Annotated in this window: 29 protein-coding genes; 7 read left to right on the top strand and 22 right to left on the bottom strand. The window is 38.6% G+C overall.

Annotated elements, in window-relative coordinates; genetic code table 11:
• Positions 1 to 5 precede the first annotated feature (5 nt).
• The 7 genes from KMW37_RS09250 to KMW37_RS09220 form a co-directional block, all read right to left on the bottom strand.
• On the bottom strand, positions 6 to 899 hold the full coding sequence (locus KMW37_RS09250) for a hypothetical protein (protein ID WP_215224340.1): 894 nt from the start codon (positions 897 to 899) through the stop codon (positions 6 to 8).
• Positions 900 to 995: 96 nt separating this feature from the next.
• Positions 996 to 2,108: a molecular chaperone DnaJ gene (dnaJ, locus tag KMW37_RS09245; protein WP_215224339.1), complete on the bottom strand. Its 1,113-nt coding sequence runs from the start codon at positions 2,106 to 2,108 to the stop codon at positions 996 to 998.
• A gap of 6 nt (positions 2,109 to 2,114) precedes the next feature.
• Positions 2,115 to 2,702, bottom strand: coding sequence for a nucleotide exchange factor GrpE (locus KMW37_RS09240; protein WP_215224338.1), 588 nt, complete (start codon positions 2,700 to 2,702; stop codon positions 2,115 to 2,117).
• Between the two features lie 108 nt (positions 2,703 to 2,810).
• Positions 2,811 to 3,803 carry a GTPase ObgE gene (obgE, locus tag KMW37_RS09235; protein WP_215224337.1) on the bottom strand — a complete coding sequence of 331 codons (993 nt, stop codon included), beginning with the start codon at positions 3,801 to 3,803 and terminating at the stop codon, positions 2,811 to 2,813.
• Between the two features lie 97 nt (positions 3,804 to 3,900).
• Positions 3,901 to 4,473 (bottom strand): adenylate kinase, encoded by a 573-nt coding sequence (locus KMW37_RS09230; protein ID WP_215224336.1) that lies wholly within the window; start codon positions 4,471 to 4,473, stop codon positions 3,901 to 3,903.
• Positions 4,474 to 4,515: 42 nt separating this feature from the next.
• Complete coding sequence (gene hpt / locus KMW37_RS09225; protein WP_215224335.1) at positions 4,516 to 5,040, bottom strand: hypoxanthine phosphoribosyltransferase; 525 nt, start codon at positions 5,038 to 5,040, stop codon at positions 4,516 to 4,518.
• An 85-nt stretch (positions 5,041 to 5,125) separates the two neighbouring features.
• Complete coding sequence (locus tag KMW37_RS09220) at positions 5,126 to 6,034, bottom strand: M20/M25/M40 family metallo-hydrolase (RefSeq protein ID WP_215224334.1); 909 nt, start codon at positions 6,032 to 6,034, stop codon at positions 5,126 to 5,128.
• Between the two features lie 179 nt (positions 6,035 to 6,213).
• Between KMW37_RS09220 and KMW37_RS09215 the strand changes: the two genes are divergently transcribed.
• The 4 genes from KMW37_RS09215 to KMW37_RS09200 all read left to right on the top strand — a co-directional run bounded on the left by KMW37_RS09215 (position 6,214) and on the right by KMW37_RS09200 (position 9,599).
• On the top strand, positions 6,214 to 7,488 hold the full coding sequence (locus KMW37_RS09215; protein ID WP_215224333.1) for an OmpA family protein: 1,275 nt from the start codon (positions 6,214 to 6,216) through the stop codon (positions 7,486 to 7,488).
• A 71-nt stretch (positions 7,489 to 7,559) separates the two neighbouring features.
• Complete coding sequence (gene upp / locus KMW37_RS09210) at positions 7,560 to 8,204, top strand: uracil phosphoribosyltransferase (protein ID WP_215224332.1); 645 nt, start codon at positions 7,560 to 7,562, stop codon at positions 8,202 to 8,204.
• A 7-nt stretch (positions 8,205 to 8,211) separates the two neighbouring features.
• Positions 8,212 to 9,141, top strand: a complete 930-nt coding sequence (locus KMW37_RS09205; protein ID WP_215224331.1) for a calcium/sodium antiporter — start codon at positions 8,212 to 8,214, stop codon at positions 9,139 to 9,141.
• Complete coding sequence (locus KMW37_RS09200; RefSeq protein WP_215224330.1) at positions 9,141 to 9,599, top strand: hypothetical protein; 459 nt, start codon at positions 9,141 to 9,143, stop codon at positions 9,597 to 9,599. The genes KMW37_RS09205 and KMW37_RS09200 overlap by 1 nt, the downstream gene beginning before the upstream one ends.
• On the opposite strand, the gene sdaAA is transcribed toward KMW37_RS09200, so the two are convergent.
• The 5 genes from sdaAA to KMW37_RS09175 form a co-directional block, all read right to left on the bottom strand.
• On the bottom strand, positions 9,588 to 10,496 hold the full coding sequence (gene sdaAA, locus KMW37_RS09195) for an L-serine ammonia-lyase, iron-sulfur-dependent, subunit alpha (RefSeq protein ID WP_215224329.1): 909 nt from the start codon (positions 10,494 to 10,496) through the stop codon (positions 9,588 to 9,590). The two genes, KMW37_RS09200 and sdaAA, sit on opposite strands and share 12 nt — an antisense overlap.
• A 141-nt stretch (positions 10,497 to 10,637) precedes the next feature.
• Positions 10,638 to 11,597 (bottom strand): FKBP-type peptidyl-prolyl cis-trans isomerase, encoded by a 960-nt coding sequence (locus KMW37_RS09190; RefSeq protein ID WP_215224328.1) that lies wholly within the window; start codon positions 11,595 to 11,597, stop codon positions 10,638 to 10,640.
• A gap of 16 nt (positions 11,598 to 11,613) precedes the next feature.
• Positions 11,614 to 12,975: an outer membrane beta-barrel protein gene (locus tag KMW37_RS09185; protein WP_215224327.1), complete on the bottom strand. Its 1,362-nt coding sequence runs from the start codon at positions 12,973 to 12,975 to the stop codon at positions 11,614 to 11,616.
• Positions 12,953 to 13,501, bottom strand: a complete 549-nt coding sequence (locus KMW37_RS09180; RefSeq protein WP_215224326.1) for an RNA polymerase sigma factor — start codon at positions 13,499 to 13,501, stop codon at positions 12,953 to 12,955. The genes KMW37_RS09185 and KMW37_RS09180 overlap by 23 nt, the downstream gene beginning before the upstream one ends.
• A gap of 87 nt (positions 13,502 to 13,588) precedes the next feature.
• Positions 13,589 to 13,993: an OsmC family protein gene (locus KMW37_RS09175; protein WP_215224325.1), complete on the bottom strand. Its 405-nt coding sequence runs from the start codon at positions 13,991 to 13,993 to the stop codon at positions 13,589 to 13,591.
• A gap of 68 nt (positions 13,994 to 14,061) precedes the next feature.
• On the opposite strand from KMW37_RS09175, the gene KMW37_RS09170 reads away from it, so the two are divergent.
• The gene (locus tag KMW37_RS09170; protein ID WP_215224324.1) at positions 14,062 to 14,793 is read left to right on the top strand and encodes a hypothetical protein; all 732 of its coding nucleotides are present in this window, start codon (positions 14,062 to 14,064) and stop codon (positions 14,791 to 14,793) included.
• 59 nt (positions 14,794 to 14,852) lie between these two features.
• A complete protein-coding gene (gene lipA / locus KMW37_RS09165; protein WP_215224323.1) occupies positions 14,853 to 15,731 on the top strand; it encodes a lipoyl synthase in 879 nt (292 codons plus the stop codon).
• Positions 15,732 to 15,790: 59 nt separating this feature from the next.
• Here lipA and atpG read toward each other — a convergent pair whose 3' ends face one another.
• From atpG to KMW37_RS09115, 10 genes are all read right to left on the bottom strand, one after another.
• Positions 15,791 to 16,663, bottom strand: a complete 873-nt coding sequence (atpG, locus tag KMW37_RS09160) for an ATP synthase F1 subunit gamma (protein ID WP_215224322.1) — start codon at positions 16,661 to 16,663, stop codon at positions 15,791 to 15,793.
• Between the two features lie 62 nt (positions 16,664 to 16,725).
• Positions 16,726 to 18,303 carry a F0F1 ATP synthase subunit alpha gene (gene atpA, locus KMW37_RS09155; RefSeq protein ID WP_215224321.1) on the bottom strand — a complete coding sequence of 526 codons (1,578 nt, stop codon included), beginning with the start codon at positions 18,301 to 18,303 and terminating at the stop codon, positions 16,726 to 16,728.
• A 36-nt stretch (positions 18,304 to 18,339) separates the two neighbouring features.
• Positions 18,340 to 18,900 (bottom strand): ATP synthase F1 subunit delta, encoded by a 561-nt coding sequence (gene atpH / locus KMW37_RS09150; protein WP_215224320.1) that lies wholly within the window; start codon positions 18,898 to 18,900, stop codon positions 18,340 to 18,342.
• Positions 18,901 to 18,909: 9 nt separating this feature from the next.
• Positions 18,910 to 19,404 carry a F0F1 ATP synthase subunit B gene (locus KMW37_RS09145; RefSeq protein WP_215224319.1) on the bottom strand — a complete coding sequence of 165 codons (495 nt, stop codon included), beginning with the start codon at positions 19,402 to 19,404 and terminating at the stop codon, positions 18,910 to 18,912.
• Between the two features lie 81 nt (positions 19,405 to 19,485).
• Positions 19,486 to 19,743 (bottom strand): ATP synthase F0 subunit C, encoded by a 258-nt coding sequence (atpE, locus tag KMW37_RS09140; RefSeq protein ID WP_186753890.1) that lies wholly within the window; start codon positions 19,741 to 19,743, stop codon positions 19,486 to 19,488.
• Positions 19,744 to 19,776: 33 nt separating this feature from the next.
• Complete coding sequence (gene atpB / locus KMW37_RS09135) at positions 19,777 to 20,799, bottom strand: F0F1 ATP synthase subunit A (protein ID WP_215224318.1); 1,023 nt, start codon at positions 20,797 to 20,799, stop codon at positions 19,777 to 19,779.
• A 19-nt stretch (positions 20,800 to 20,818) separates the two neighbouring features.
• The gene (locus KMW37_RS09130) at positions 20,819 to 21,202 is read right to left on the bottom strand and encodes a hypothetical protein (protein WP_215224317.1); all 384 of its coding nucleotides are present in this window, start codon (positions 21,200 to 21,202) and stop codon (positions 20,819 to 20,821) included.
• 54 nt (positions 21,203 to 21,256) lie between these two features.
• Entirely contained in the window at positions 21,257 to 21,493 is a 237-nt protein-coding gene (locus KMW37_RS22525; RefSeq protein ID WP_215224551.1) for an AtpZ/AtpI family protein, read from the bottom strand.
• Complete coding sequence (locus KMW37_RS09120) at positions 21,447 to 21,902, bottom strand: bactofilin family protein (protein ID WP_215224316.1); 456 nt, start codon at positions 21,900 to 21,902, stop codon at positions 21,447 to 21,449. The genes KMW37_RS22525 and KMW37_RS09120 overlap by 47 nt, the downstream gene beginning before the upstream one ends.
• Positions 21,903 to 21,904: 2 nt before the next feature.
• Positions 21,905 to 22,624 carry a M23 family metallopeptidase gene (locus KMW37_RS09115; protein WP_317195560.1) on the bottom strand — a complete coding sequence of 240 codons (720 nt, stop codon included), beginning with the start codon at positions 22,622 to 22,624 and terminating at the stop codon, positions 21,905 to 21,907.
• A 249-nt stretch (positions 22,625 to 22,873) separates the two neighbouring features.
• Between KMW37_RS09115 and porW the strand changes: the two genes are divergently transcribed.
• Positions 22,874 to 25,543, top strand: coding sequence for a type IX secretion system periplasmic lipoprotein PorW/SprE (porW, locus tag KMW37_RS09110; RefSeq protein ID WP_246581420.1), 2,670 nt, complete (start codon positions 22,874 to 22,876; stop codon positions 25,541 to 25,543).
• The last annotated feature ends 2 nt before the right edge of the window (positions 25,544 to 25,545 follow it).

Here is a 25,545-nt window from a genome sequence, read left to right as displayed (position 1 = left end):
ATTACTTATTTGAGCGTCAGCGAGCCTACTGAAACATCAATTTCAAAAGTCATTATATTATCAGCATCCTTATCATATGCTTTGCTAGCATAGGTGGATTTGTCAAGAACTGACAAATGACCAGGCACGCTGGTTCTACACATGGCCGTGGATTTAATCTTCACTATATAAGGATATTGATTAGACGGCAGTACAATATGAACTGAGCCAGCTCCAACAGTAGCCGAGATATTACAGGGTTTTAACGTTTCAAAATCATCTTCAAAATTCAAATCCACCCTACCATAATTGACATCAAAAATCATTTGATCTGCTTTGGCACAAGCAATATTCACTCCCTTCACAGTTCCCATATTCACCTTTACCATCAAGGTATCCATCTCGATACCATTACTGGCATTCTTCACATAGTTCAAATCTACATCAGCTGTAGCTGTCTTCACTTTACACTTTTTGACATTCAGCCCAGAAAGATCCAAGTTGGCCTTACCTATTCCAAAATGGAAATTCATGTCATACGTATATTTTTCACTCAGCCCAACCTCCCAGGTATGGTCAAAATCCCCCTCACTATTGGCAAAAAGCTTAGAAGATATGCCCTTACCAAACCCCTCATTTTCCACATTATGATGGCTCAAGCTGGCATGAAGAACGCGATCATTAATTTCATAATTAAACTCAGGAAGTATATTGACTTTGGACAGGTGGGTATGAATCAAAATGGGATCGGAGGAATACATCCTCTTTATTTGAGAAACTCCTTTATAGGAGGAAAAATCTAATTGCACCAAATCAAGCCCCTCCTGCTCTTCCACATTAAACTCCTTTATTATTTGAGCTTTTGCAGCCAAACAACACCAGATAGCGAGGATCAGAATTAAGCACAATTTATTCAACATACGAATAAATTACGGTTCATTACCTAAAAGGTTCTGTTAATTACGAAAAAAGCCGGGAAAATTCCCGGCTTTTCAAATATCTACTTGATGCTCTGACTAAAAGAATTCCTTCATTTTGTCAAAAAAGGTCTTTTCTGACTTCCCTGGATCAGGAATAAAATTCTCCGAAGTCCTTAGAGACTCTAATTTCTCGCGCTCTTCCTTGGTCAGCTGTTTCGGTGTCCACACGTTCACATGGATCAATTGATCTCCACGACCATATCCATTCAGGTCTTTCACACCTTTGCCTTTCAACCTCAAAATCTTACCACTTTGCGTACCTGGCTCTAATTTGATTTTCACCTTACCATCAATGGTTGGCACTTCAATCTGGGCTCCCAAGGCTGCATCAATAAAGCTTGCATACAGATCAAAAACGACATTGTTACCATCTCTCTGAAGGATCTCATCTTCAATCTCCTCTATAACGATAAGCAAGTCCCCAGCTACACCTCCTGGAATTTCATTACCCTTACCTGAAAGGCTTAACTGCATACCATCAGCTACACCTCCTGGAATATTGATCGGAATAACCTCTTCTTTTAACAATAGTCCATTTGCGTCTGCATTATCAGGCTTTTTATCTATGATCTGTCCACTACCTCCGCATGAAGGACAATTACTCGCAGACACCATTTGACCAAGCATGGTATTCACCACCTTTTTGACCTGGCCAGACCCCTGACATGTTGTACAAGTTTTAAAGCTTACACCATCAGCAACTACATGGCGCTTGACTTTGATTTTCTTCTCCACACCATGAGCGACCTCTTTTAGGTTTACCTTAAGCTTTACACGCAAATTAGTCCCTTTACGCACTCTGCGTCCACCTCTGCTTCCGCCACCGAAAAAGGAATCAAATCCTCCTCCGCCGCCAAAAATATCCCCAAATTGGGAGAAGATATCATCCATATTCATACCGCCTCCACCGAAGCCACCATTCCCATTGACACCTTGGTGCCCAAAACGGTCATAGCGTTCCTTCTTCTCAGGGTTGCTTAGTACTTCATAGGCCTCTGCAGCTTCTTTAAACTTTTCTTCTGCAGTATGATCATCTGGATTTTTATCAGGGTGATACTTGATAGCCATTTTTCTGTAGGCCTTCTTTATCTCTCCCTCACTTGCATCTTTAGAAATCCCTAATACCTCGTAATAGTCTCTTTTTGCCATAATTTATTAAGATCCAATGACTACCTTGGCATACCTTACTACTTTGTCGCCAAGCATATAGCCTTTTTCCACCACATCGATTACTTTACCCTTGAGATCCTCAGATGGAGCTGGTATTTGGGTAATAGCTTCTTGCTTGTCAGCATCAAAGTCCTTACCTATCAAGTCTTCCATTTGAGTTAAGCCTTTAGCCTCAAGCACCTTTGTCAACTTATGGTAAATCAATAAGCTTCCCTCTAGAACTTTCTCATTCCCTGTTTCACTTTCTTCGGCTTTGATGGCTCTTTCAAAATCATCCACCACGGTAATCAAATCTCTTAACACATCCTCTGAGGCCGTCTTGATCAATTCCAGTCTCTCCTTAGAGGTTCTTCTTCTGTAGTTTTCAAATTCTGAGTATAACCTCAGGTATTTATCTTTTAATTCTTGATTTTCAGCTTTCAACTTGTCTTCATCTGACAATTCTTCAGTTCCTGCTTTCTCGTCAGATTCATTCACCACTTTCCCCTCCTGGTTTTCAGCAACATTTTCCTGCTTTAGCTCTTGATCTTGTGCTTCCACATGCTCTTCGGTAGCCACTTTATCCTTATTCATACCTTCTTTTACTATATTTTCTAATATGCTAAATGAAATACATTACTAATTCTTTCCAATTTCGAACAACAATTAGTTTGCCACAATGGTTTTCCTGACAAACTGACACTAAGCCATTATCGCACTGTAAATTAGATCTTTGAGCTTATCTAGGTTATGCTGGCTTACTGACGAAATAAACAGGTATGGCACATCTTCTGGCACATCTGACTTCATCTCCTCCATCAATTCTTCATCCAACATGTCTGATTTCGAAATGGCAAGTATCCTTCTTTTGTCCAGTAACTCGGGATTATACTCCTTTAACTCATTCAATAAAATATGGTACTGTTCCTTGATACTGTCCGCATCTGAAGGGATCATAAATAAAAGAATGGAATTCCTCTCAATATGCCTTAAGAAACGCAGGCCCAAGCCTCTGCCTTCTGCTGCCCCTTCTATAATCCCTGGAATATCTGCCATTACAAATGACCTATCATCCCGATAACCGACTACTCCAAGATTTGGCACCAGAGTAGTAAAGGGGTAATCACCTATTTCGGGCTTAGCAGCTGAGATACTAGACAATAAAGTGGACTTACCAGCATTCGGAAAGCCAACCAGCCCAACATCCGCCAACAATTTCAGTTCAAGAATAATCCACTCTTCTATTCCTTCTTCTCCAGGCTGGGCATAATGCGGAGCCTGATTAGTGGACGTCTTGAAATGGTCATTCCCTAAACCTCCTCTTCCACCTCTGGTCAATATCACTTCCTGTCCATCTTCCGTTATCTCGAAGCGCACTTCCTTGGTTTCGGCATCTTTAGCAACTGTCCCCAAGGGAACCTCCAAAATGATATCACCACCATCTTTACCCTTTCTCCTACCTCCTTCACCGCCTTTACCGTTTTGGGCAATGACATGCTTCTTATATTTAAGGTGTAGAAGGGTCCATAGCTGGGCATTCCCTCTTAAGATTATGTGCCCACCTCTACCACCATCTCCACCATCTGGGCCTCCTTTAGGTACATGTTTTTCACGCCTAAAATGGGCAGAACCAGCCCCACCAGCCCCTGAACGGGAACAAAACTTTACATAATCAATAAAATTAGAATCTGCCACGGCTAAATTTGTTATTTCATTCCTTAAACAAAATTGGCTAAGAAAAATTCTTAGCCAATTATTAAATTATCTGCAAAGATACTATTTATTTCCCAGATTAATACTTATCAATTTCCGCACAAATCTTTCCGAAGATTACCTCGATACCACCTACACCATGAATAGTAGACAATTTACCTTGCTTTTCATAGTATGAAGCCACAGGAAGCGTTTCCTCTTTATACACCTTGATCCTGGTATTGATCTTCTCTTCATCTTGATCATCCACACGACCTGAGGTTTTTCCTCTGTGTCGGATCCTTTCCTTTAACTCCTCTTCAGGAACATCCAAGGCAATCATGCCAGAAATAGACTCGCCCTTTTCTTCCAACAATCTGTCCAATGCCTCTGCCTGTGCAACAGTCCTTGGAAAACCATCCAAGATAAACCCATTAGCATCAACTGTAGTTTTGAACTTATCATCAACCATCCCAATTACTACTTCATCAGGAACCAATCTCCCCTCATCCATATACTTCTGAGCAAGTTTTCCTAATTCAGTACCTTCACCAAGGTGCTTCCTGAACAAGTCTCCTGTAGAAATATGAACTAGATTATACTTGGAGATTAATTTTTCACTTTGTGTCCCCTTCCCTGCACCAGGAGGGCCAAATAAAACTATATTTAGCATAATATGAAAATTGTTTGTGCTGTGAGCCCCATGCTATTCGGGTCACTTAAGTTGATATATTTCTTTTAAATTTCTACCGAAACCATCATAATCCAAGCCATATCCTACCACGAATTTATCTGGAATCTCAAACCCAACATAATCTATCGTGACAGGTTTTTTCAAAGCGTCGGGCTTCAAGAGTAGACTTACGACTGAAATATTGGCTGGCTCCTTCTCAGAAATACACTCTAATAGATGAGTCATACTTATTCCAGTATCTACTATATCTTCCACCACGATCACTTCTCTTCCCTTTATTTCTTCCGACACGCCAATCAATTCCCTTACTTTCCCAGTAGAATTCATGGCTTGATAGGATGAAATTTTAATAAAAGACATTTGAAGCGGAATGTCCACTGCTTTCATTAAATCGGATAAAAACATAAAGGCTCCATTCAGCACACCCAAAATCAATGGGGACTTCCCTTCAAAATCCTTTGAAATCTCCTTACCCATACGGCCAATTCTTTCTTCCAACGCTTCTGCAGAGATAAACCGGGTGAATTCCTTATCTTTTACCTTCATCTTTAATAATAAAAAAGCCCTAAAACTAGGGCGCTACAAATATAGAAAATTTTACCCTCACCTTCCTAATTTGAAAGACAAAGACTTAAAGATGAGCCATTAGGTATTTATAAAGGTCTATCATTGCTGCTAAATCCTTAAGCGAAACCTTTTCATAAGGCGTATGAACATTGTCCTCGGGAGCTCCTATAAAGCACCAATCTACTGGATAAGGGCTCATTTGAATTTCCCTCCCATCGCTTCCTCCGGCACCTTCTACTTCTACTTGAAAAGGAATGCCACTTTCTTGAGCCAAAGCAATGATTTTATCAGTAAAAACCTTCCTTGGAATAAACTTGTCTCTTAACGAAATAGCAACCCCTTCATGGTGCTTTACACCCTCTGTTACCCAAGTAATATCAGATATTAAAGCTTGTTTGACATTCCAGTTTTCATAAATATATTTAATCAAAAAGGGCACACTTCCTCCCCCATGTTCTTCATAGGTAGAAAAAACAACCACTCCATTCTCAAGATCCTCACAAATTTTAAGTGCATTATACACCCCAAGCCTATTATCTAAATAAGCTGCTTGGATAAACTCATCGTCCAAAATGACATGCTGCTTAAATGACAAATTTGTTCCTGGAATAATACCTCTTTTAAAGTCATGGATAAGGCAATCATCAACTATTTTTACCTTGCATTCAATCGGTCCCAAAGCATCTTCTCCCACCAATATATCACCATCATTTACATCTGGACCACCCACGGTAACCAACTGATTTTCATACCTTGAGGTAAACCCTATAGTATCTATATGAGCAAAAACAGCTGTCTTGGGATTCCCGAATTTTAAGATAATATTGTCTTGAAATATTCCACCATGGTATACTTCAGGTTGAACTTTCCACTCTCCTTTCCGTTGAAGCACATAATCTGCAATAAATGCAGAAAGCTCATATTCGTCTCCTGACACACCTCTTTTTTTGAGGATTTCGAGTAAAATATCCATTGTTGGCATAGTTTATGAGTAAATTATTTTGCAAATTTCGGACTTAATAACTGAAAACAAATAGTCAAAAGTTTATAGTTATTGAATAAAAAATATACATTTGCATAACAGTTAATAGTTACTAAGTTTGGATTTAAATTAATTAAACACTTAATTTTGGAAAAAATTTTTTTTTAATCATGAAAAAATTATTACTATCAACATTAATGGCTGGTGCCTTAGCAGTTGGAGCTAATGCACAAGATGACTTCAACAAGTGGTCAATCGATGTTAATGGTGGGTTTAATAAACCAATGGCCCCTATTACGCCAGGTTATTATTCTCCATCTTTGAACCTTGGACATGCTGATCTAGGCGTTAGATACATGTTCAATGAGAAATTTGGTGCTAAACTTGATTACGGATTTGGTAAGTATCAAGAAGCTGACGGGACTCCTGAATTTGAGACCAATTACTACAGAGTGAACCTTCAAGGTGTTGCTAACCTTGGTAGAATCATGAATTTTGAGACTTTCTCAAGAGGATTTGGTTTATTGGGTCACTTCGGTGCTGGTTTCGGAAGAGTGACTCCTCAATCTAACACTTGGGCTGATTTCGAAGATAACGTTTATAACTTTATCACTGGATTAACAGCACAAGTAAAACTTGGAAACAGAGTAGCTCTTAACGGTGACATCAGCACTATCATTGCTGGCCGTCAAGATGTAGCTTTTGATGGAGCATCTTCTATCAATGCAGGTACAGAAAACGGTTACTATGGTGCTAATGCTGTATCTTGGACTGGTACTTTAGGTCTTTCTTTCTACTTAGGTGGAAACAGCACTCATGCTGACTGGTATATCAGAGAAGACAAATATGCTACTAAGGACGAATTGGAAAGCCAAATCGGAGAAATCAAAGATATGTTGAAAGACTCTGATGGTGACGGTGTGCCTGATTACCTTGACAAAGAGCCTAACACTCCTGCTGGTGCAAGAGTTGATTCTCACGGTAGAACTTTAGACTCTGACGGTGACGGTATTCCTGATCACTCTGACGAATGTGCTTTCGTTCCAGGTCCTGCATCTAACAACGGTTGCCCTGTAGAGGAAGTTGAAGAAGAAGACTTCTTCAAGAAAGCTATCAACGAAGGTTATGTAAATGTTTACTATGCTTTTGATAGCGCTAAGCCTCTAGGCTATTCTTCTTCTTCAGTTAACTATGTAGCTAACTTCTTGAAGAGAAACCCAGGCGTTAACGTAGAAGTTAAAGGTTATGCCGATGAAATCGGACCAGAAGATTACAACATCAAATTGTCAGAAAGAAGAGCTAAGGCTGTTTACGATCTATTGATCGCTGCAGGTATCGATGGTTCAAGAGTTTCTTACAAAGGATATGGTGAAGATACTAGTGTAGACAAGCAGTCTAAAGATGCTCGTCAGTTGGCTAGAAGAGCTTCTTTTGAAGTTCAATAATCTTCAAAAACACATAAATTTAAAAACCGACCTTTACAGGTCGGTTTTTTTTTGCTTAACTTTGGCCTACTATGTTTATACTGAACCATCACGATTCCATAGCGCATCAATTTTTAGAAGGCTTGAGAGATATTAATATCCAAAAGGACAGATTAAGATTTCGAACCAATCTTGAAAGATTAGGCCAAATTTTAGCCTATGAGATATCAAAGGCCTTAAGCTATGAAGAACACACAATTGCTACTCCTTTAGCCAAGACCAATTCCAAAAAACTAAAATCACAACCTGTTCTAATTTCTATTTTAAGAGCAGCTATGCCATTTTATAATGGCTTTCTTAACTATTTTGATGAAGCCGACAGTGGTTTTATCGGAGCCTATAGAAAAGAAAATGAGGGTGAAGAATTAAGTATTGAATTCAACTATCTTGCAGCTCCACTTTTAGCAGGCAAAGAAGTCATCATCATTGACCCTATGCTAGCAACAGGCAAGTCCTTAATTACCACTATCGATCATTTGCTTCAACATGGCAACCCTAAAAAAATCCACATTGCAGCAGCTATTGCAGCTCCAGAGGGCATAGACTATATAAAGGAAAACCTCAAAACTCCCTATCAACTTTGGATCGGTGCATTAGACGAAAAGTTAAATGACAAGGCTTATATAGTCCCTGGACTTGGAGACGCAGGAGATTTAAGTTTTGGACCTAAATTATAGTACAATAGTGATTTACTTTTTATTGATTATCGGCTTTGTCATATTATTGACAGGGGGAAAAGTATTAGTAGACGGAGCGTCTGCCATTGCTGCAAAATTGGGACTTAGTCCTAGCCTTATAGGAATGACTATCGTTGCATTCGGCACCTCCGCCCCGGAACTTCTAGTAAGTGTCACAGCTGCCCTCAAAGGTACCAACGACATTGCTATTGGGAATGTTGTTGGCTCCAACATTTCAAATATCACACTGGTATTAGGGATCACTGCTATTATTTATCCCATTTTGTTAAAATCGACAACACTAAAGTGGGACTTTAGCTTTACTTTACTTGCCACTGTTCTTTTCTACTTGCTTTCACTTAACAATATCATCAGTACAATAGAAGGCATTATACTTTTTATTCTTCTAATCCTTGTCAATTGGTTTCTCTTCAAAAAAATGGACCATAATTTAGAGGAGTTCACAGAAGAGAATGCGGAACAAATCAAGAAAGAGCCTATGCTAAAAGCTGTCACTTTGGTCTTGGGGGGCATTATAGGTCTATATTATGGCTCTGAATTACTGGTCAACAATTCAATAACTTTGGCAAAAGAATACGGCATTAGTGAACGAATAATTGGCGTAACCATTATTGCCATTGGGACAAGTTTACCAGAATTAGCTACCTCTGTTTTAGCTGCCATAAAAAAAGAAACAGATATTGCACTTGGCAATATTTTAGGTAGTAATTTGCAGAACATTCTATCCATTATCGGTGTTACATCTATTATAAAGCCCATTGAAGTAAGTGAGCTTTTTCTAAACAGTGATTTCCTTTGGATGATAGGTTTCACCCTTCTGCTTTTTCCTTTGATGAGATCAGGATATAAGATAAGCCGAGGAGAAGGTGCACTACTGATTGGAGCTTACGCTGCTTATTTAATATTTCTATTATAATGATTGAGTACATTTTACAGTTCTTGGCAATTTATATTGTCTGCCTGTTCAAATTTATAGGAGGGCCTGTTTTAGGTACGGCTGCTGATTATTCTGTACTGGAAATTGTGCTTGTGACTGTTTCTGGGATGATGACCAGTGTATTGGTATTTACATTTTTAGGAGAATGGATCAAAGACAAATGGGCAACAAATTCAAAAAAGAAATCCAAAAAGTTCTCCTCTAAAAACCGAAAGATTATTCAAATTTGGCAAAAATTTGGAGCATGGGGTGTCGCTGCTATCACCCCATTGATTCTAACTCCAATAGGAGGCACCATTGTGATGACTTCTTTTGGTGTAAAAAGAAGAAGGATTTTTTCCTATATGCTCGTAAGTTCTATTTGTTGGTCACTATTCTTTGGCCTCACCATCAATCGGCTTATGACTATTCCGTTTCTAAATAATTTAATCGGCTGATTCTTCATCCGGTAAGATCTCTATATCATTAATCAACACTTTTTGAGCTACACTTTTCCCTGTCAAAGTTGCAGCCAAACCACCTAATGCAGTCTCTTTGTATTTATTTTCCATACTAGCTCCTATCTCACCCATAGCTTCGATGCATTCATCAACTGGAATCACTCCACTCACGTTTGCCAGAGCGATTTGAGCTGAACTATTAGCAATTGCTGCAGCGCTTGCATTTCTTACCACACAAGGTACTTCCACCAAGCCTGCTACAGGATCACAAACCAAACCTAACATACATTGGATAGTGATCGCAACGGCATTGAATACCTGGTCGATATTACCTCCCAAACAGTAAACCATGGCTCCAGAAGCCATTGCTGCAGCAGAACCGGTCTCAGCTTGACAACCTCCAACGGCCCCGGCCAAACTAGCATTTTGTTCTATGATCAAAGCTATCCCTGCCCCAACCAACAACCCTTCTAATATTTTCTTATCTTCTAATTGATGGATTTCCTGGAGGGTGTATAAGGTTCCTGGCAATATACCTGAAGCCCCGGCAGTAGGCGCTGCCACTACCCTGCCCATACAACTATTTACCTCTTTGGCAGCTAGCGCTCTTGATATCAGTTTTTGAAATTCAGGAGACAATACTGCTAGAGGGTGGTTATATACTTTTTTTGCTCCATCATTGATCATTCCTGACCTTGATTTCATCTCTTCTGTCAGACCAGTATGGACAGCTTCCTTCATAACTGAAAAAGCATTTTGAAGCCCTGACCAAACTTCTTCTTCCTTCTTATCACCTTGGTCCATTTCATACTCTAGGACAGGCTCAAACAAATCCAGTTCTCTTTCCTCACAATAGGACTTCCAACCTTTAAAATTCTCAAATAAATAGCTCATTCTAATTGGGTTTATATTTAAGGCAAATTTGGGAATTGAACATTACAAAACAAATGATATCACCTTATTAAAGTGATAAAAAAAGGCCATTTAGAAAATTTTCCAAATGGCCTCTACAATTCGATTTGGTGAAATTATTTTTTATTTAATTCCAGTAACCTTGGCTTTAAAAAGGATAGGCTTGAATGGTTTAACCACACTGGTCAAATATCCCATTTCAAAATATTCGTCCCTAATTTCCATAGGAACAACTTGGGCCGTTGCATCATATGCTTGACTAGATGGAGAAATCACCTCAACCACTGCATCTTCATGCAAATCATTAAGTCCTATATTCAGGAAACCAAAATTCTCTGTGTCACCCAATGTAGTGGTAATCGGGGTGCTTTCTACTTTTGAGAACGGCTCATCATTACCTAACTGAAATAGTTCATAGGTAAATGAAACATCATTTCCGTTCTTGCTTTTATCAGAAGAGGTATCACCTTCTTCTACGACTTTTACATAGACTCCACTCTCCTTAATCGCAAAGCCTTCCAATTCATTTTCCTCAATATAAGCTGTAATCAAGTCATCTTCGATCGCACTTACTTCTTGAGTTGGATAAATTTTAGCAAAAGTCACCTTGATGATCATATTGGTATTTGCGGGGAATAATTGACCATAGCTAAAATCTCCAAAAGCTCTATAGGAAGGCACATAAAGTGTCAAGGTTTCACCTACATTTGACAAACCTACCGCTAAGTTGATAGCTATAGGGGCTAAAGTTTGTCTACTGATATCATATTGAAAAAGGACAGGGTCACCATCTGCTTCTGTGTGTGAGCCGATAAAAGAACCATCTAAACTTTCCATCTCATAGTAGATGCCTATAATATCCCCATCATTGAGCTTAGCACCCTCTTCATTCTCCACATCCTTTTTATAATAATATCCGGAGGCGGTTTGGGTAGCATCTATACTATGAGCACTAATGTATTCGGAGAGAATTTGATCATCTCTTTTTACAATTTTATCAAATTCCGATTCCTTCTCTTGAAGACAAGAAAACATCATTGCACTCATTGCTAGAGCGAAAGCTGTAGTTAAAAATCTTTTCATTGTTGGTAAGTTTAATTTATTTTTTGAATTGAAAATTCATTCTCAAGTTAACTCCACCTATGTAAAACTGCTGGTTGGTGAAAGTCAAGCTTCCCAAAGGAAGTTTATAAAAGGGCTCAATAGAAAGATATGTACCATTCATCAGGTTATATTCATATCCAAAGGACAGATTAAGCATTTTGCCCAAATCCACATTTGAATCGCCAGAGACTGGACTGTAACTTTCCGTATACTCCTGCACCGTACTGGCAAACTGAAGATCGCCAACAGCATTACTGGTGAATTTGGAGTCAACTGAAAATGTCTCACTGCCTCTCTGATCCAGATATACCATACTGGAAAGTCCGGTGATGAGATACATATTAGTATTCTTTTTGTCAAATACCTTATACTTCAAATTGATGGGAATATCCAAACCAGAATAGCTCAAGGTATATTCCGACCCAATATAGTTATTGGTAAAAGAATTGGCTTCTGTAGCCGTACTCGCCCTTGCAGTCATTGATTCAGGAAGATTTGAACTGCTGTTTGCTTCAACACTTTGGTGCGCATATGTCACTCCGACATCAATTTTGAGTTTATCACTTAAGGAAAATTCAGAAATTACTCCGCCACCAAATTGCATGCCTGAAACCTGATTAGAAGCAGACTGAGGTCCACCTATGACACCTAACCTGAAAGGGTTTTGATCCTTAGTTCTTTTGACTATTGTCTCAGAATTTGTTTTTGCCTCCTGCTCCCCATTCTTCCATTTCTCTACCCAAGCCTTGGCCTTTTCTTCATCAATCTCTTCTTCCTTATTAGGATTAGAAATAGCAACCATAGCATCTAGATTCGTCACTGAAGATTCAGTGATCAGGTTAATTTCTGGAAGAACAAATTCAATAGAAGGCGAATCATCAGCAAAAAAGCTTTCTTTGCTGGTAGCACCTATTTTTTCGACACCTTCGTAAGCAACTCTTTTTGAACTACTAGATGAAAAACCCTCAACTTTTTGATGTGATAGCCTTGCAACAGATGATTCAGACACATTAGGCTCAATTTCCTCTAAAGAAGATTCATTTTCATCAATTACTGAAGGAACTTTATCCACTTTTTGGGGGGCCAAACCTCTAATTACAGTAGGCTCATTTTTAAGTGCTGTCAATCCTTCGTCTATTTGCTTCTCAAAGGGCAGGAAGAAAAACAGCAACAATAAAGATGCTGCAATTCCAGAGAACCAAAATGGCCAATAAGCTATTCTCTTTCTCTTGTTTGGTTTGTTAAAATAAGCATGTGAAAACTTTTCCCACTCTCTTGGGTCAAAGGCCTCCTCATGATCTTGGAAGGAGTCCCTGATCTTCTCCACAAGTCGCTTATCGAATTGCTCCTTCATCATTTATTTTATTTAACTCAATTATCTTATTTCTTAATCTTTGCTTGGCCCTTGCCAAATATGTCCTACTGGTACTTGCTGGTATTTGAAGCTCTTCCCCAATTTCATTATGGGAATATCCTTCAATTTCATACATATTGAAAATAACCCTCATAACCTCAGGAAGCTCCCTCAGTGCCAATAAAATATCTTCCCTTGATAACTCATCTATTATATTGGGGTCACAACTTTCCGCACTTGCTTTTTCAATATCCATAGCGGCATAATGCTTCAGGTTTTTCCGATAACTATCTATAGCGGTATTGATCACAATTCTCCTAAACCACGCTTTGAAAGAGCTTGAATCAGAATATTGGTCAAGTCGATCAAAAGCTTTCATAAAACTGTCATTGACAATTTCACAGGCCTCCTCCCTTGAACTGGAATATCGCAGAGCTATACTCATAGCATATCCATAGAAATGCTTATAGAGCGTTTCCAGGGCTTTGGGTCTCCCCTTTTTGGCTTCCTCAATTAATTGTTGATCCAAATGAATGGGTTTTATATGCTATGCTTACTAATAAGACGGAAGGACAAAAAAAAATGCTACATCACATTTAAAAAAAAACGAAATTTATTAAAAGTTGAAATTGATGGTTTGCTTCACTTCCTCTGACAATGTAAGTGCCACGGGGCAAGTCCTCGCAGCATTTTTTAGCTTTAGCAAAATCTTCTCATCTTCCAATGGGTTCTCCCATTTAAAATCAACAATGATTTCCTTAATCTTTCGAGGCTGATCATTCATTATTTTGGTCACTTCCCACTTCAAGCCTTCCAAACTCACATTCTCTCTGTTTGCTACAATTCCCATAATAGTTACCATACAGCTTCCCAATGCAGCAGAAACTAAATCAGTTGGCGAAAAAAATTCACCCTTCCCGTTATTATCAACCGGAGCATCGGTAATAATTTGATTACCGGATTGAATATGCTCGGCCTGAGTTCTGAGATTTCCGAGGTAGGAGCTTTTAATAGTAGCCATAAACCTTTATTTTTATTTATAGTTTGTTAACTTAAATGGCAAAATTAGCGTTAAATTTCTTAGGAAATATGGCAAAAGAAACAAAATATCTTTTAATCTTACTGTTGTGGACATTCCCCCAATTTTTAATGGCCCAAGGTCGGGAAGCGGGTGATTATGACTACGATAAGGAAATTTTATTTGGGGTCAATAAAAACACCAATGGCGGGCTAATAGGTGGCTTATACCTTAAAATTGGCTCTAGAATAAACGAAGAAAATTTTCAATTTTTCTCTTTAGAATTAGCCAATGTAAAAAACCCTAGGGAAAGCAGATATAGCACAGTCCTTGGCAACAGCTTCATTTATGGCAAATCAAACTATCTTTACAGCGTCAGGCCTCAATACGGAAGGGAGTTGATTTTATTTAAAAAAGCCCCCCAAAAAGGTGTTCAAATATCTGTCCTATCCGCTATAGGCCCTACCTTAGGAATCGTTGCGCCCTATTATATTGAATACGCCACTAGTAGATCTGAAAGTTCAAGAGCCCAATACGACCCTGAAATTCACCAATCTTTGGCCTACTTCTTAGGGCCTGGGAGGTTGTTTGAGGGTATAGGCGAATCCGAAATAGCCATTGGAGCTAATGCAAAAGCCGCTCTATCCTTTGAATTTGGTGTATTTAAATCAAATGTCACAGGCGTGGAACTAGGATATCAATTAGAGGGTTTTACAAAGGAAATAGAACTCATGCCGACTGTCGAGAACCGCCAGGTTTTCCAATCAGTCTATTTTACTTTGTTCTATGGTTTCAGGAAATAGATTACAAATTGGTTTTGAATGCGTAAAACCTTAATTTCGCGTTAAGTTAAGATATAGAGATGATTGAACTACCCGTAATTTCAGAAGAGTCAAAAAAACGCAAAAAGCCTGACTGGTTAAGAGTTAAACTACCAGTAGGCAAGGAATATGCGAATGTAAGAAAACTTGTAGACGAACATAAATTACATACCATCTGTGAAAGTGGCAATTGTCCAAATATGGGTGAATGTTGGGGAGCAGGTACAGCTACCTTTATGATCTTGGGCAATGTATGTACCCGATCATGTTCCTTTTGCGCAGTTGCTACTGGCCGTCCACCTGAATATGATCAGGATGAACCAAGAAGAGTTGCAGAAGCCATTCATTTGATGAAGGTAAAACATGCGGTAATTACTTCGGTAAACCGTGATGAATTAAAGGATAGAGGAGCTGAAATTTGGTATCAAACAGTAATTGAAACTAAAAAGCTATCCCCGGAGACAACCATCGAGACTTTGATTCCAGACGTTAAGTCAAATTGGGATGCATTATATAGAATGATCGACGGAGGTCAGGAAGTAGTTTCCCATAATATGGAAACTGTAGAAAGTCTTTATAGGAGAGTTCGCCCCCAAGCAAAATACTATAGATCCTTAGAGCAAATAAAACTCACCAAGGAATATGGTAAGAGAACCAAAACAGGTATCATGCTGGGATTAGGTGAGACCAAAGAACAGGTTTATAAAGCCATGGATGACCTAGCTGAACATGGATGTGACATCCTAACTTTAGGACAATACCTACAGCCTACCAAAATGCACATAGAAGTGGCAGAATTCATTCACCCTGATTTATTTGATCATTACCGCGAAGAAGGCCTTAAGAGAGGGATTAAATATGTAGAATCTGGTCCTTTGGTAAGATCATCTTACCACGCAGAAAGACACGTCAATGTATAAAATAAAAAAACTCTCCACTTTCATGGAGAGTTTTTTTATTTGCTTTACTCTTTATTTTCTTAGTTGCCACCCAATGCTTCAGCACCAGCAACAATCTCAAGTATTTCATTTGTAATAGCTGCTTGACGCGTTCTATTGTACATCAATTTAAGCTCTTTAAGCAATTCTCCAGCATTCTCTGTTGCCTTATCCATTGCTGTCATCCTAGCGCCATGTTCAGAAGCATTACTCTCCAAAACAGCTTTATAGAATTGTATTTTCAATGATGTTGGCACCAAATCCTGGATGATATACTCCCTAGATGGCTCCATGATATAGTCAATATTGGTAGTCGAAGATTCTTCTGTAGCTTCTTGTTCCATTGGTAGAAATTGCTCGTTTCTAACGATCTGAGTAGCTACGTTTTTGAATTCATTGTACACCAAAACTACCTTATCATAAGTACCTGCAGTAAATCCTTCCATTGCGTGTTCTGCAGCCTCTCTCACAGCATCAAAAGACACATCAGCAAACACATTGGAATAATCATCTACCAATTTGAAATCCTGCTTTTTGAAGGTATCCAAAGCCTTTTTCCCTAAAGGAAGTACTGTGATATTTTTTCCTTCAAACTCAGTATTGATGGCAGCCATACTGGCTTTGATGATATTAGTATTAAAAGCACCACAAAGGCCTTTGTCAGAAGTTACAGGAACGATAAGTACATTGTTTACCTCGCGCTTTTCAGCATATACCAAATCGCTGCTACCCTCATTTCCAGAAGAAACATTATTAAGAATGGCAGTTAATTTCTGAGAATAAGGACGCATTTGGGTAATTTTATCCTGAGCTCTCCTAAGCTTTGCCGCAGCCACCATTTTCATAGCTTTGGTGATTTGCTGAGTAGAAACTACGGAGTTGATCCTTTCTTTTACTTCCTTTAAGTTAGCCATATTTACTAATAGAGAATATAGGATTCCACTCCCCTATCTACATAGGGAAGTGGATATATAAATTATTTTGCGTACTTAGGTGTAAGTTCTTTTGCTGCTTTTTCCAACAACTTACCAGCTGTGTCCAAGTCACCTTTTTTCAATGCAGTCAAAGCATCTTGATACTGGCTAGTCAATAGATTATAGAATTCCTTTTCAAATTCTCTAGCTCTTTCAACTGGAACAGTATCCATCAAACCTTTTGTAGAAGCATAGATAATCGCAGCTTGAAGTTCTACTCTAACTGGAGAGTACTGATTTTGCTTCAAGATCTCCTGGTTTCTACGACCTCTTTCAATAGTTCTCTTGGTAGTTGCATCAAGATCAGAACCAAATTTAGCAAATGCTTCCAATTCACGGAACTGGGCTTGGTCTAGCTTAAGCGTACCAGAAACCTTCTTCATTGATTTGATCTGAGCATTCCCCCCTACTCTTGATACAGAAATACCAACGTTAATAGCAGGACGGATACCAGCGTTAAACAAGTTTGTTTCTAAGAATATCTGACCATCGGTAATAGAAATTACGTTGGTAGGAATATAAGCAGAAACATCACCAGCTTGAGTTTCGATAATTGGAAGGGCGGTCAAAGATCCACCTCCTTTTACCAATGGCTTGATAGACTCAGGAAGATCATTCATTTCTTTTGCAATAGCATCAGAAGAATTCACTTTCGCTGCTCTTTCCAACAATCTTGAGTGAAGGTAGAATACATCACCAGGGTATGCTTCACGTCCTGGAGGTCTTCTAAGAAGTAGAGATACTTCACGATAAGCTACGGCTTGCTTAGAAAGGTCATCATAAACCACCAAAGCAGGACGACCTGTATCTCTGAAGAACTCACCAATAGCTGCACCAGTAAATGGAGCAAAGAACTGCATTGGAGCTGGATCAGCTGCAGAAGCAGAAACAACTACTGTGTATGGAAGGGCTCCACCTTTTTCCAAAGCTGCAACAACACCTGCTACTGTAGAAGCCTTCTGTCCGATGGCTACATAGATACAGAATACAGGTTCTCCCCTATCGTAAAATTCTTTTTGGTTAAGAATGGTATCGATGGCTACAGCAGTTTTACCTGTCTGACGGTCACCAATGATCAATTCTCTTTGCCCTCTTCCGATTGGAATCATGGCATCGATTGATTTGATACCTGTCTGAAGTGGCTCGTTAACTGGCTGACGATAGATTACACCTGGTGCTTTACGCTCCAAAGGCATATCATATAGATCTCCTTCTAAAGGCCCTTTACCATCAATTGGCTGACCAAGGGTATCTACTACTCTACCCAACATGCCTTCACCTACTTTGATTGAGGCAATTTGTTTGGTTCTTTTAACAGTATCTCCTTCTTTAACTCCCTTAGAGTCTCCGAAAAGTACTGCACCAACATTGTCTTCTTCTAGGTTAAGTACCATTGCTTTAAGTCCATTATCAAACTCAAGCAACTCACCAGATTGGGCTTTTGATAGTCCGTAAATTCTGGCTACACCATCACCAACTTGTAGGACGGTACCTACTTCTTCCAGTTCAGCTTCAGTTTTAGCGCCAGAGAGTTGTTCTCTCAATATCGCCGAAACTTCATCAGGTCTTACTTCTGCCATTCTTGAATATAGTTATATTGTTTCTGCTATGTTATTTTAAAACTGCTTCTCGAAATGATTATTCGAGAACTCTAGACGAAGGGCTTTAAGCTTACTAGCCATGGTCTCATCCAACTGACGATCATTGACTTTCAACACAAATCCTCCAATAATATCTTTATCGATCCTTTCCACCAACTCCACTTTGCTTCTTCCAGAAATATCTTTGACAGCTTCTTCGAATTTCTTTCTCATCGAATCATCTATCTTGAAAGTGGTAGTAAGATCTGCCACTTGAATATCCATGTGATCATTATATTGCTCATGGAATTCTGCTGCTATCTCAGGCAATATATTTTCCCTGTTCTTTTTAGACAAAATGCTATAAAAAGACAAGGTTAGTTCCTGGGAAGATTTTGAAAACAATTCCTTGATCACCTTAAGCTTAAGCTCCGATTTATGAATTGGGCTCTTCAATAAAAGCGCAAACTCCCTGCTTGATGCAACCAAAGAACGGAATTGTTGCATGTCTTGGTGTACTTCTTCCAGTACTCCCTTTTCTACTGCCAATTCTATCAAAGACTTGGCATATCGAGAAGCGACTCTTTTTGCTGACATTTGCTTTGGTTAATTTAACTTAAGATCTTTTACAAACTCCTCTACCAACTCCTTTTGCTCTTTTTCAGTATCTAGGTTTTTACGCAACAATTTCTCTGTCACGTCCAAAGCCAAAGAAGCCACTTGGTTCTTCACTTCGGTCAAAGCTGCTTTTTTCTCTGTTTCAATTACCGCTTTAGCATCTTCGATCATTTTTGCACCAGCTGCAGAAGCTTCTTCTTTTGCTTTCTCAATAAGTTTAGCAGAAGTTTCGTTAGCAGTTTTCAAAATCTGATCTCTTTCAAGCCTTGCTTCCTGAAGCAATTTCTCATTTTCAGCTTTAAGGTTAGCCATTTCATTTCTGGCATTCTCAGCTGCCTTAAGAGCTCCCTCGATGGCACTTTCACGCTCCTCTAGAGCCGAAAGAATTGGTTTCCACGCAAATTTACCTAGGATAATTAATAAAATCCCAAAACCAATAATTTGCCAAATGATTAATCCAGAACCAGGAATTATAAGATCCATCTATATTAAATTTTAATTTGTTTTGTCCAAATTTTAAAAGGAGGGGACAAACCTAACATTTGCCCCCAATCTTTGTACTTCTTAGAAAGTGATGTTTTCGTTAAGAGCAATAAGTAGACAAACTACTACCGCAAATAGGGAAACCACTTCAATAAGGGCAGCAATAATCAACATAGCAGTTTGGATTTTACCAGCTGCTTCAGGTTGTCTTGCAATACCTTCCATAGCCTGACCACCGATTCTACCGATACCAAGACCTGCGCCTATCGCTACAATTCCAGCACCGATACCAGCACCCAAAAGAGCGATGCCAGCAGTCAATAATAATGAAGTTAACATACGTGTTATTATTTATAAATTGAACAAAGAAATTTAATGATCATGATGCTCCGCTACCGCTGTACCAATGTACATGGCAGAGAACAAAGTAAATACGTAAGCCTGAATAGTCGCTACCAACAATTCGATCAGGTTGATAAATACCACCATTACAGTACTAGCTACACCTACAGCATAAGATTCAAAAACGAATATCAAACCGATGAAGCTAAGGATTACAATATGGCCTGCAGTGATCGCAACAAAAAGTCGGACCATCAAGGCAAATGGCTTTGTAAATAAACCAATGATTTCTACAGGAACAATTACTATTAGAAGTGGCAACGGCACTCCAGGAGTAGCAACTACGTGCTTCCAGTAATCTTTGTTTCCATTAAGATTAGTCGCAAAAAAGGTGAATACCGCCAAGGTCATGGTCACCGCAATATTTCCCGTCAAGTTAGCTGCACCCGGAACCAGTCCAAGCAAGTTACCTATCCAGATAAAGAAAAATATAGTCAATAAATAAGGAGTGAATTTCTTGTACTTAGGACCGATATTTGGCTTAGCCACTTCGTCCCTTACAAACAATACTAAAGGTTCTATAAATGAAGCAACTCCTTTTGGCGCTCCATTTGGATTCCTTTTGTAATTTTTAACAGCTGAAAACACCAAGAAAAACACAACAATCAAAACTATTATAAGCATTGCTACGTTCTTGGTAATCGAAAGATCTATATAAGACCTGCTTTCGTCAACAGCATGCAACTTATCATGCTCATTGATATAATAACCATTGTGCTCGATTCCGAACTTATGAGTTTCATGATCTTGAAAATCTGAAGAGGAATAAAACTCAAGCCCACGGTCAGCCGAATAGATAATCACTGGCAATGGCAAAGTCACATGGGTATGCCCCATTGTAGCAAAGTGCCACTCATGCGAATCCTTAATATGGTGCATGATGAAACCTGTCTTATTTTCTCCGCCTTCCTCAGATGAGGCAAAAGTCGCAGTTGAAAGTACCAGTAAAAACACTGATATCAAGGTGCTTATGCACAGAAACTTACGAAACATCAACTAATTTATTATAGACCTACTTAGAATGAGGGCGCAAGTTAGTTATTAAGCTGTATATATCAAACAACAAATACAACAAATAGATCACAAAGAAGTCTGCAAAAAACAGAATCTTATTATCCAGTTTGGTAAACAGAATAATGGCAATAAAAATCAAACTCGCTAAAAACCTTAGAATAGTTGCGCCCAAGGTTATTGCAACAGAATTTTCTTCCGATTGTTTTAACAAAAATTGAATAAGCTGTCCACTCGACAACATCAGCACAAAGTAAAAAATAATGATCTGCCATACCCTAGGATGAATTAAGTTAGGCAAGAAATATTGCAGCATTAAAGTCAAAGCTACAATAAATAGGCTTAGCACCACCAATGATCCTATATGCGACTTAATAAATTTCATTTCCACCAATTTTTTCTGGTCGCAAAAATAGAACTTTATTTTGGGCTTTCCGCTTTAATCCTGTTTCATGGATTTAAATAAGCTGTAAAAAGCAATTGCAATGGAAACAAAACAAAATAGAAGAAGCCAAACCGGAAATTTCATTTGACTTCTCTCTTGTACCTTCAAGCCCACCCAAGTCCCAAAACCAATAATGGCACACATCTGGAAGGCAAGGCCAATGTATTTCACATACTCTGGATAATTATCCTGTGACAACTTCTTTTCCTTTTTTTGCGGCAGCTTTTTCATCATCAACTACACCATTCCTTTTTACGGTGCTTGAATTATCAGAGGACTCCATTTCGTTCATTTTACAAATACCGTTGAATACGGCTCCATTTTCGATAATCAGTTTTTTGGTATAAATATCCCCATCAATAACTGCTGACTTTTTCAAAAACAAAATCTCGGTACATTTAACAGTACCTACTATTCGGCCTGCAATCTCGGCTTCTTTGGTCACTATGTTCCCTTCCAAAAGTGCTGATTCACCTATAACAATCTTAGTTTTAGAATTTAACGTCCCCTCTACCGTCCCCTCAATTCTAATATTTCCAAAGGTGATAATATCTCCTTTTATGGTGGTTTCTTTGGCGATTACGTTGCTGGAGTTCACCATCTCCGCGACTGATTTTTTTTCTTCTCCTTTAGTAAACATGTTTAATCGAAGGTTATAAATTCTTGTGGGTTTAAAGGATTCCCTTTATACCATAGTTCAAAATGCAAGTGTTGTCCTGTAGTTTGCTCTCCTGTGTTTCCTACTACAGAAATGACTTCTCCACCACTTACCGGTTCACCGACTGACTTCAATAATACCGAATTATGCTTATATATTGAAATCAATTCGTTCGAATGCTGTATCCCGATCACATAACCCGTTTCCAGCGTCCAGCTGGCAATGATCACCGTACCATCAGCCACTGATTTAACAGGTTCGTTTTCCTCTGATACCAAGTCCACACCAAAATGGTCCTCTGTTAGATCAAAACTACTGGTCACCACTCCTTTGAGAGGAGAGAAAAAGTAAGTCTCCGTAAAAGAACTACTTGAAATTCGCTCAAAACTCCTTTCTCCCGGGGGCATGGCTTCAAATTCTTCTATCACCTCTTTGGAAGCCTCGCCCTTGATAAATAAATCCTCCTCCTTTGGTGTGCTGAATGCAGTGTTATTTTGATTCACCGAATCATCCGTTACAACAATTGATGAATCGTTGACATATTCTCCAGCAATAATCTGCTGAATATTTTTTATATACTTATCCTTTGCTTCTGACTCTACCATCAGTGAATCGACAGTTTGAGAAAGTGCAAAGATTTTTTTCATATTCTCCGATTCCTGATATCCAGGATCAAACCAACTTGCTAAAATGGTCTTTGACATGATTAAGGAAATCAAGAAAAAGCATAATAAGGTAAATACAAGGATAAATCCAAATTTGATCTTATTAATGCTCAAAGAAGTGATTACCGAAAAGTCCTCTTCCCTTCTAATTACGAAGAGATATTTGTTATCAATCCATTTTCTTATCTTCTGTTGTAGGCTCAAGTGCTTGCTATTTTCCTAATATATAAGTTACAAAAATATAATATTAATCCGTAGCGTTTACATTATTGATTCAAAAGCACTAATTTGGGATTTTATAACAATAATGAAAATGTGAAAGTGAGAAACCATTCCTATTTATTCATCTTTTTAATTTTTATAGCCATTGGGTGCTCATCTCAAAAAGACACTTTTACCAACCGCTTATACCACAATGTAACGGCTCATTTCAACGCCTATTTTCTTGCAAAAGAAAAAATAGTTGAGGCTGAAAAGAGTTTTGCAGATGCCTACCAGGAAGACTACAGTCAAGTGCTGCCTGTATTCTTACCGATTGATAGCGCAACAGTTGATCAAAACGAAGAAACATTGGAGGAAGCAAGGGAATTGGCAGCTAAGGCAATTGACTGGCACCGCATCAGCAATTGGGTGGATGACAGTTATTTTCTCATTGGACTGATAGATTATTATGAAGCCCAAACCGACGATGCTATCAACACTTTTAAATACCTCAATGTAGAAAGCAAAAACGATGAAGTAAGACATAGGTCCCTCGTTCAACTTCTTAGGATCTTTATAGATCAGCGTAAATTTGATAATGCGGCTTATGTAATTGACTTTCTTTCCAAAGAAGAGGAAATCAGCAAGGAGAACAAAAGGATTCTTTACAAGACCTTGGCTTATTATTACGAAGTAAGGAACGAAACAGATGGTTTAATCGCTGCACTGGAAAAAACGCTGGAACATACTTCAGATTCCAAAGAGGCTTCAAGGTTATATTTTACTTTGGCACAATTGTACCAAGGTGCAGGGTTCGATGCTCAAGCCTATGCCTATTATCAAAATGCCATGGATGGTAACCCTCCCTATGAAAGAGCATTTTTCTCTCAACTATATTCCCAGCAAGTAGCGGAGCTTGAAAAAAGTAAGGACTTCAAAAAGGTCCGTGCCTATTATGATGAGCTTTACAAAAACAGAAAAAATATAGACCTGAGGGATGTGGTACTTTATGAAAAGGCCCTTTTTGAATTAAAGCAAAACGAAACTGATGAAGCCATTCGACTTCTTCACAAAGCAGCACAGGAACAAGGTAAAAACAATAAGCAGAAAGGCTATATATATCAAAAATTAGCCGAGGTATATTTCAACCAAAAAGAAGATTTCCAATCATCTAAGTATTACTTGGACAGTGCACTACAGAATTTCAAGCCAACTGACAGCAACTATAATGCTCTGTTAAACAAAAAAGAGGTTTTGGATAATTTCACCTTCAATTATGAGATCATTCATAGAAACGACAGCTTGATTGCATTAAGTCAGCTAAGTCCAGAACAACAGGAAAAAATTGCTGAAAAATACCTAGAAGAGGAAGAAGCCAGACTTTTGGCCGAGGCGGAGAAAAAAACCAGTAAAAAAAACGCCAGTATTTTCAATAATCTTTTGGCTTTTGGTGGCAATGGATCTGCCGCTTCATTTTATTTTGATAATCCTACTGCTATCCAGCAAGGGGAAATTGAATTTTTTAGAAACTGGGGAAACAGGGCTCTTGCTGATGACTGGAGAAGGAAATCCAGTGGTTACCAAGCGGGCTCAGGAATAACCAATAACAACACATCTGCTGACTCTTTGGAGACCCAAGAAGCCAGTGTTCAAATCAGGTCTTCGCTTCCATCCAAAGAAAGTCTATTGGCCAATATCCCTAAAGACAATAAAGCAATAGCAAAACTTAATGACGAGTTGGAAAGTGCTTATTTCGAATTAGGAAAAGTATTGTTTTTTGATTTGGCAAGGCCAGATATGGCTAGGGAATACCTGCACGATCTTATTCAAAAATATCCTGATTCTGATAAGAAACCTGAAGCTTACTATACTTTATTTCTAATAGAAGAAGAAACAGGAGGTAACGCTTCTTACTATGCCAATAGGCTGAACAATGAATTCCCAGAATCTCCATTTACCAAATCAGTAAACAACCCTATTGATGAAGCTTCCGGAACTATTGCCAACAAAAATGCGTCTGCCAATTATAGTGAAGCTTATGACCACTATCAGTCAGGCGATTATATGCAGTCTCGGCAAATCATCCGTAGCACGTTGGACAACTATCCTTTGACACCAGTTACAGACAAATTATTATTGCTTGACATAATGATAGCTGGAAAAATAGATGATAAGGAAATCTACCAAAAACGCTTAGAGCAATATATAAACACTACCAAAAATAAGGGGCTGGAAAAAATGGCAAGAAATATGCTTATTGCTTTTACAGGTGAGCAAGATAGCGATCAGGTGGATACAGAAAGTAATATAGCAACTACAGATTCCCTTGCAAACCAAAACCAAGCACTTGAAACGGAAACAAATACTGACAGTCTCAAAACAGAATCTATTTATAAAGTAAACCCAAACCAAACACACATATTTATTTTGGCAGTAGCTCCAGAACAAGCTGATAAATCAAAAAATTTAACTGCTGAAATGGAAAACTTCCATAATAAAAATTATCCTAATTCTCGATTGAGAACAGGCAGTCTGTCATTTACAAGGGAGTACACCATAATTTTGGTAAGCCCCTTCTCGAATGCGGCCAAAGCATTGGATTATAGAAATAAATTCTTAACAGAATTTAAGTCCCAAGCTTTATCAGAGGAAATAAAAAAGAGTAGTTTTGTGATTTCATTAGAAAACTTCCAACAGTTAAACAAAAGAAAAGACATCCCGGAATATGAAGCTTTCTACAAGGCTTCTTATCAATAAAG

Origin of the sequence: Echinicola shivajiensis, assembly GCF_018642165.1 — a bacterium.
Taxonomy (GTDB): domain Bacteria; phylum Bacteroidota; class Bacteroidia; order Cytophagales; family Cyclobacteriaceae; genus Echinicola; species Echinicola shivajiensis.
This window is presented reverse-complemented; position numbering and strand designations above follow the sequence as displayed.

Excerpts from the sequence above, each read along its gene's own strand:
- KMW37_RS09250 (WP_215224340.1), bottom strand. The coding sequence starts at position 899 with ATGTTGAATAAATTGTGCTTAATTCTGATCCTCGCTATCTGGTGTTGT.
- KMW37_RS09220 (WP_215224334.1), bottom strand. The coding sequence starts at position 6,034 with ATGGATATTTTACTCGAAATCCTCAAAAAAAGAGGTGTGTCAGGAGAC.
- KMW37_RS09115 (WP_317195560.1), bottom strand. The coding sequence starts at position 22,624 with ATGTCAAAGACCATTTTAGCAAGTTGGTTTGATCCTGGATATCAGGAA.
- lipA (WP_215224323.1), top strand. The coding sequence starts at position 14,853 with ATGATTGAACTACCCGTAATTTCAGAAGAGTCAAAAAAACGCAAAAAG.
- KMW37_RS09230 (WP_215224336.1), bottom strand. The coding sequence starts at position 4,473 with ATGCTAAATATAGTTTTATTTGGCCCTCCTGGTGCAGGGAAGGGGACA.
- atpH (WP_215224320.1), bottom strand. The coding sequence starts at position 18,900 with ATGTCAGCAAAAAGAGTCGCTTCTCGATATGCCAAGTCTTTGATAGAA.
- KMW37_RS09215 (WP_215224333.1), top strand. The coding sequence starts at position 6,214 with ATGAAAAAATTATTACTATCAACATTAATGGCTGGTGCCTTAGCAGTT.
- KMW37_RS09170 (WP_215224324.1), top strand. The coding sequence starts at position 14,062 with ATGGCAAAAGAAACAAAATATCTTTTAATCTTACTGTTGTGGACATTC.
- sdaAA (WP_215224329.1), bottom strand. The coding sequence starts at position 10,496 with ATGAGCTATTTATTTGAGAATTTTAAAGGTTGGAAGTCCTATTGTGAG.
- atpE (WP_186753890.1), bottom strand. The coding sequence starts at position 19,743 with ATGTTAACTTCATTATTATTGACTGCTGGCATCGCTCTTTTGGGTGCT.
- atpG (WP_215224322.1), bottom strand. The coding sequence starts at position 16,663 with ATGGCTAACTTAAAGGAAGTAAAAGAAAGGATCAACTCCGTAGTTTCT.
- KMW37_RS09120 (WP_215224316.1), bottom strand. The coding sequence starts at position 21,902 with ATGTTTACTAAAGGAGAAGAAAAAAAATCAGTCGCGGAGATGGTGAAC.
- atpB (WP_215224318.1), bottom strand. The coding sequence starts at position 20,799 with ATGTTTCGTAAGTTTCTGTGCATAAGCACCTTGATATCAGTGTTTTTA.
- KMW37_RS22525 (WP_215224551.1), bottom strand. The coding sequence starts at position 21,493 with ATGAAAAAGCTGCCGCAAAAAAAGGAAAAGAAGTTGTCACAGGATAAT.
- KMW37_RS09130 (WP_215224317.1), bottom strand. The coding sequence starts at position 21,202 with ATGAAATTTATTAAGTCGCATATAGGATCATTGGTGGTGCTAAGCCTA.
- KMW37_RS09200 (WP_215224330.1), top strand. The coding sequence starts at position 9,141 with ATGATTGAGTACATTTTACAGTTCTTGGCAATTTATATTGTCTGCCTG.
- hpt (WP_215224335.1), bottom strand. The coding sequence starts at position 5,040 with ATGAAGGTAAAAGATAAGGAATTCACCCGGTTTATCTCTGCAGAAGCG.
- KMW37_RS09175 (WP_215224325.1), bottom strand. The coding sequence starts at position 13,993 with ATGGCTACTATTAAAAGCTCCTACCTCGGAAATCTCAGAACTCAGGCC.
- KMW37_RS09240 (WP_215224338.1), bottom strand. The coding sequence starts at position 2,702 with ATGAATAAGGATAAAGTGGCTACCGAAGAGCATGTGGAAGCACAAGAT.
- KMW37_RS09185 (WP_215224327.1), bottom strand. The coding sequence starts at position 12,975 with ATGATGAAGGAGCAATTCGATAAGCGACTTGTGGAGAAGATCAGGGAC.
- KMW37_RS09145 (WP_215224319.1), bottom strand. The coding sequence starts at position 19,404 with ATGGATCTTATAATTCCTGGTTCTGGATTAATCATTTGGCAAATTATT.
- atpA (WP_215224321.1), bottom strand. The coding sequence starts at position 18,303 with ATGGCAGAAGTAAGACCTGATGAAGTTTCGGCGATATTGAGAGAACAA.
- KMW37_RS09190 (WP_215224328.1), bottom strand. The coding sequence starts at position 11,597 with ATGAAAAGATTTTTAACTACAGCTTTCGCTCTAGCAATGAGTGCAATG.
- dnaJ (WP_215224339.1), bottom strand. The coding sequence starts at position 2,108 with ATGGCAAAAAGAGACTATTACGAGGTATTAGGGATTTCTAAAGATGCA.
- upp (WP_215224332.1), top strand. The coding sequence starts at position 7,560 with ATGTTTATACTGAACCATCACGATTCCATAGCGCATCAATTTTTAGAA.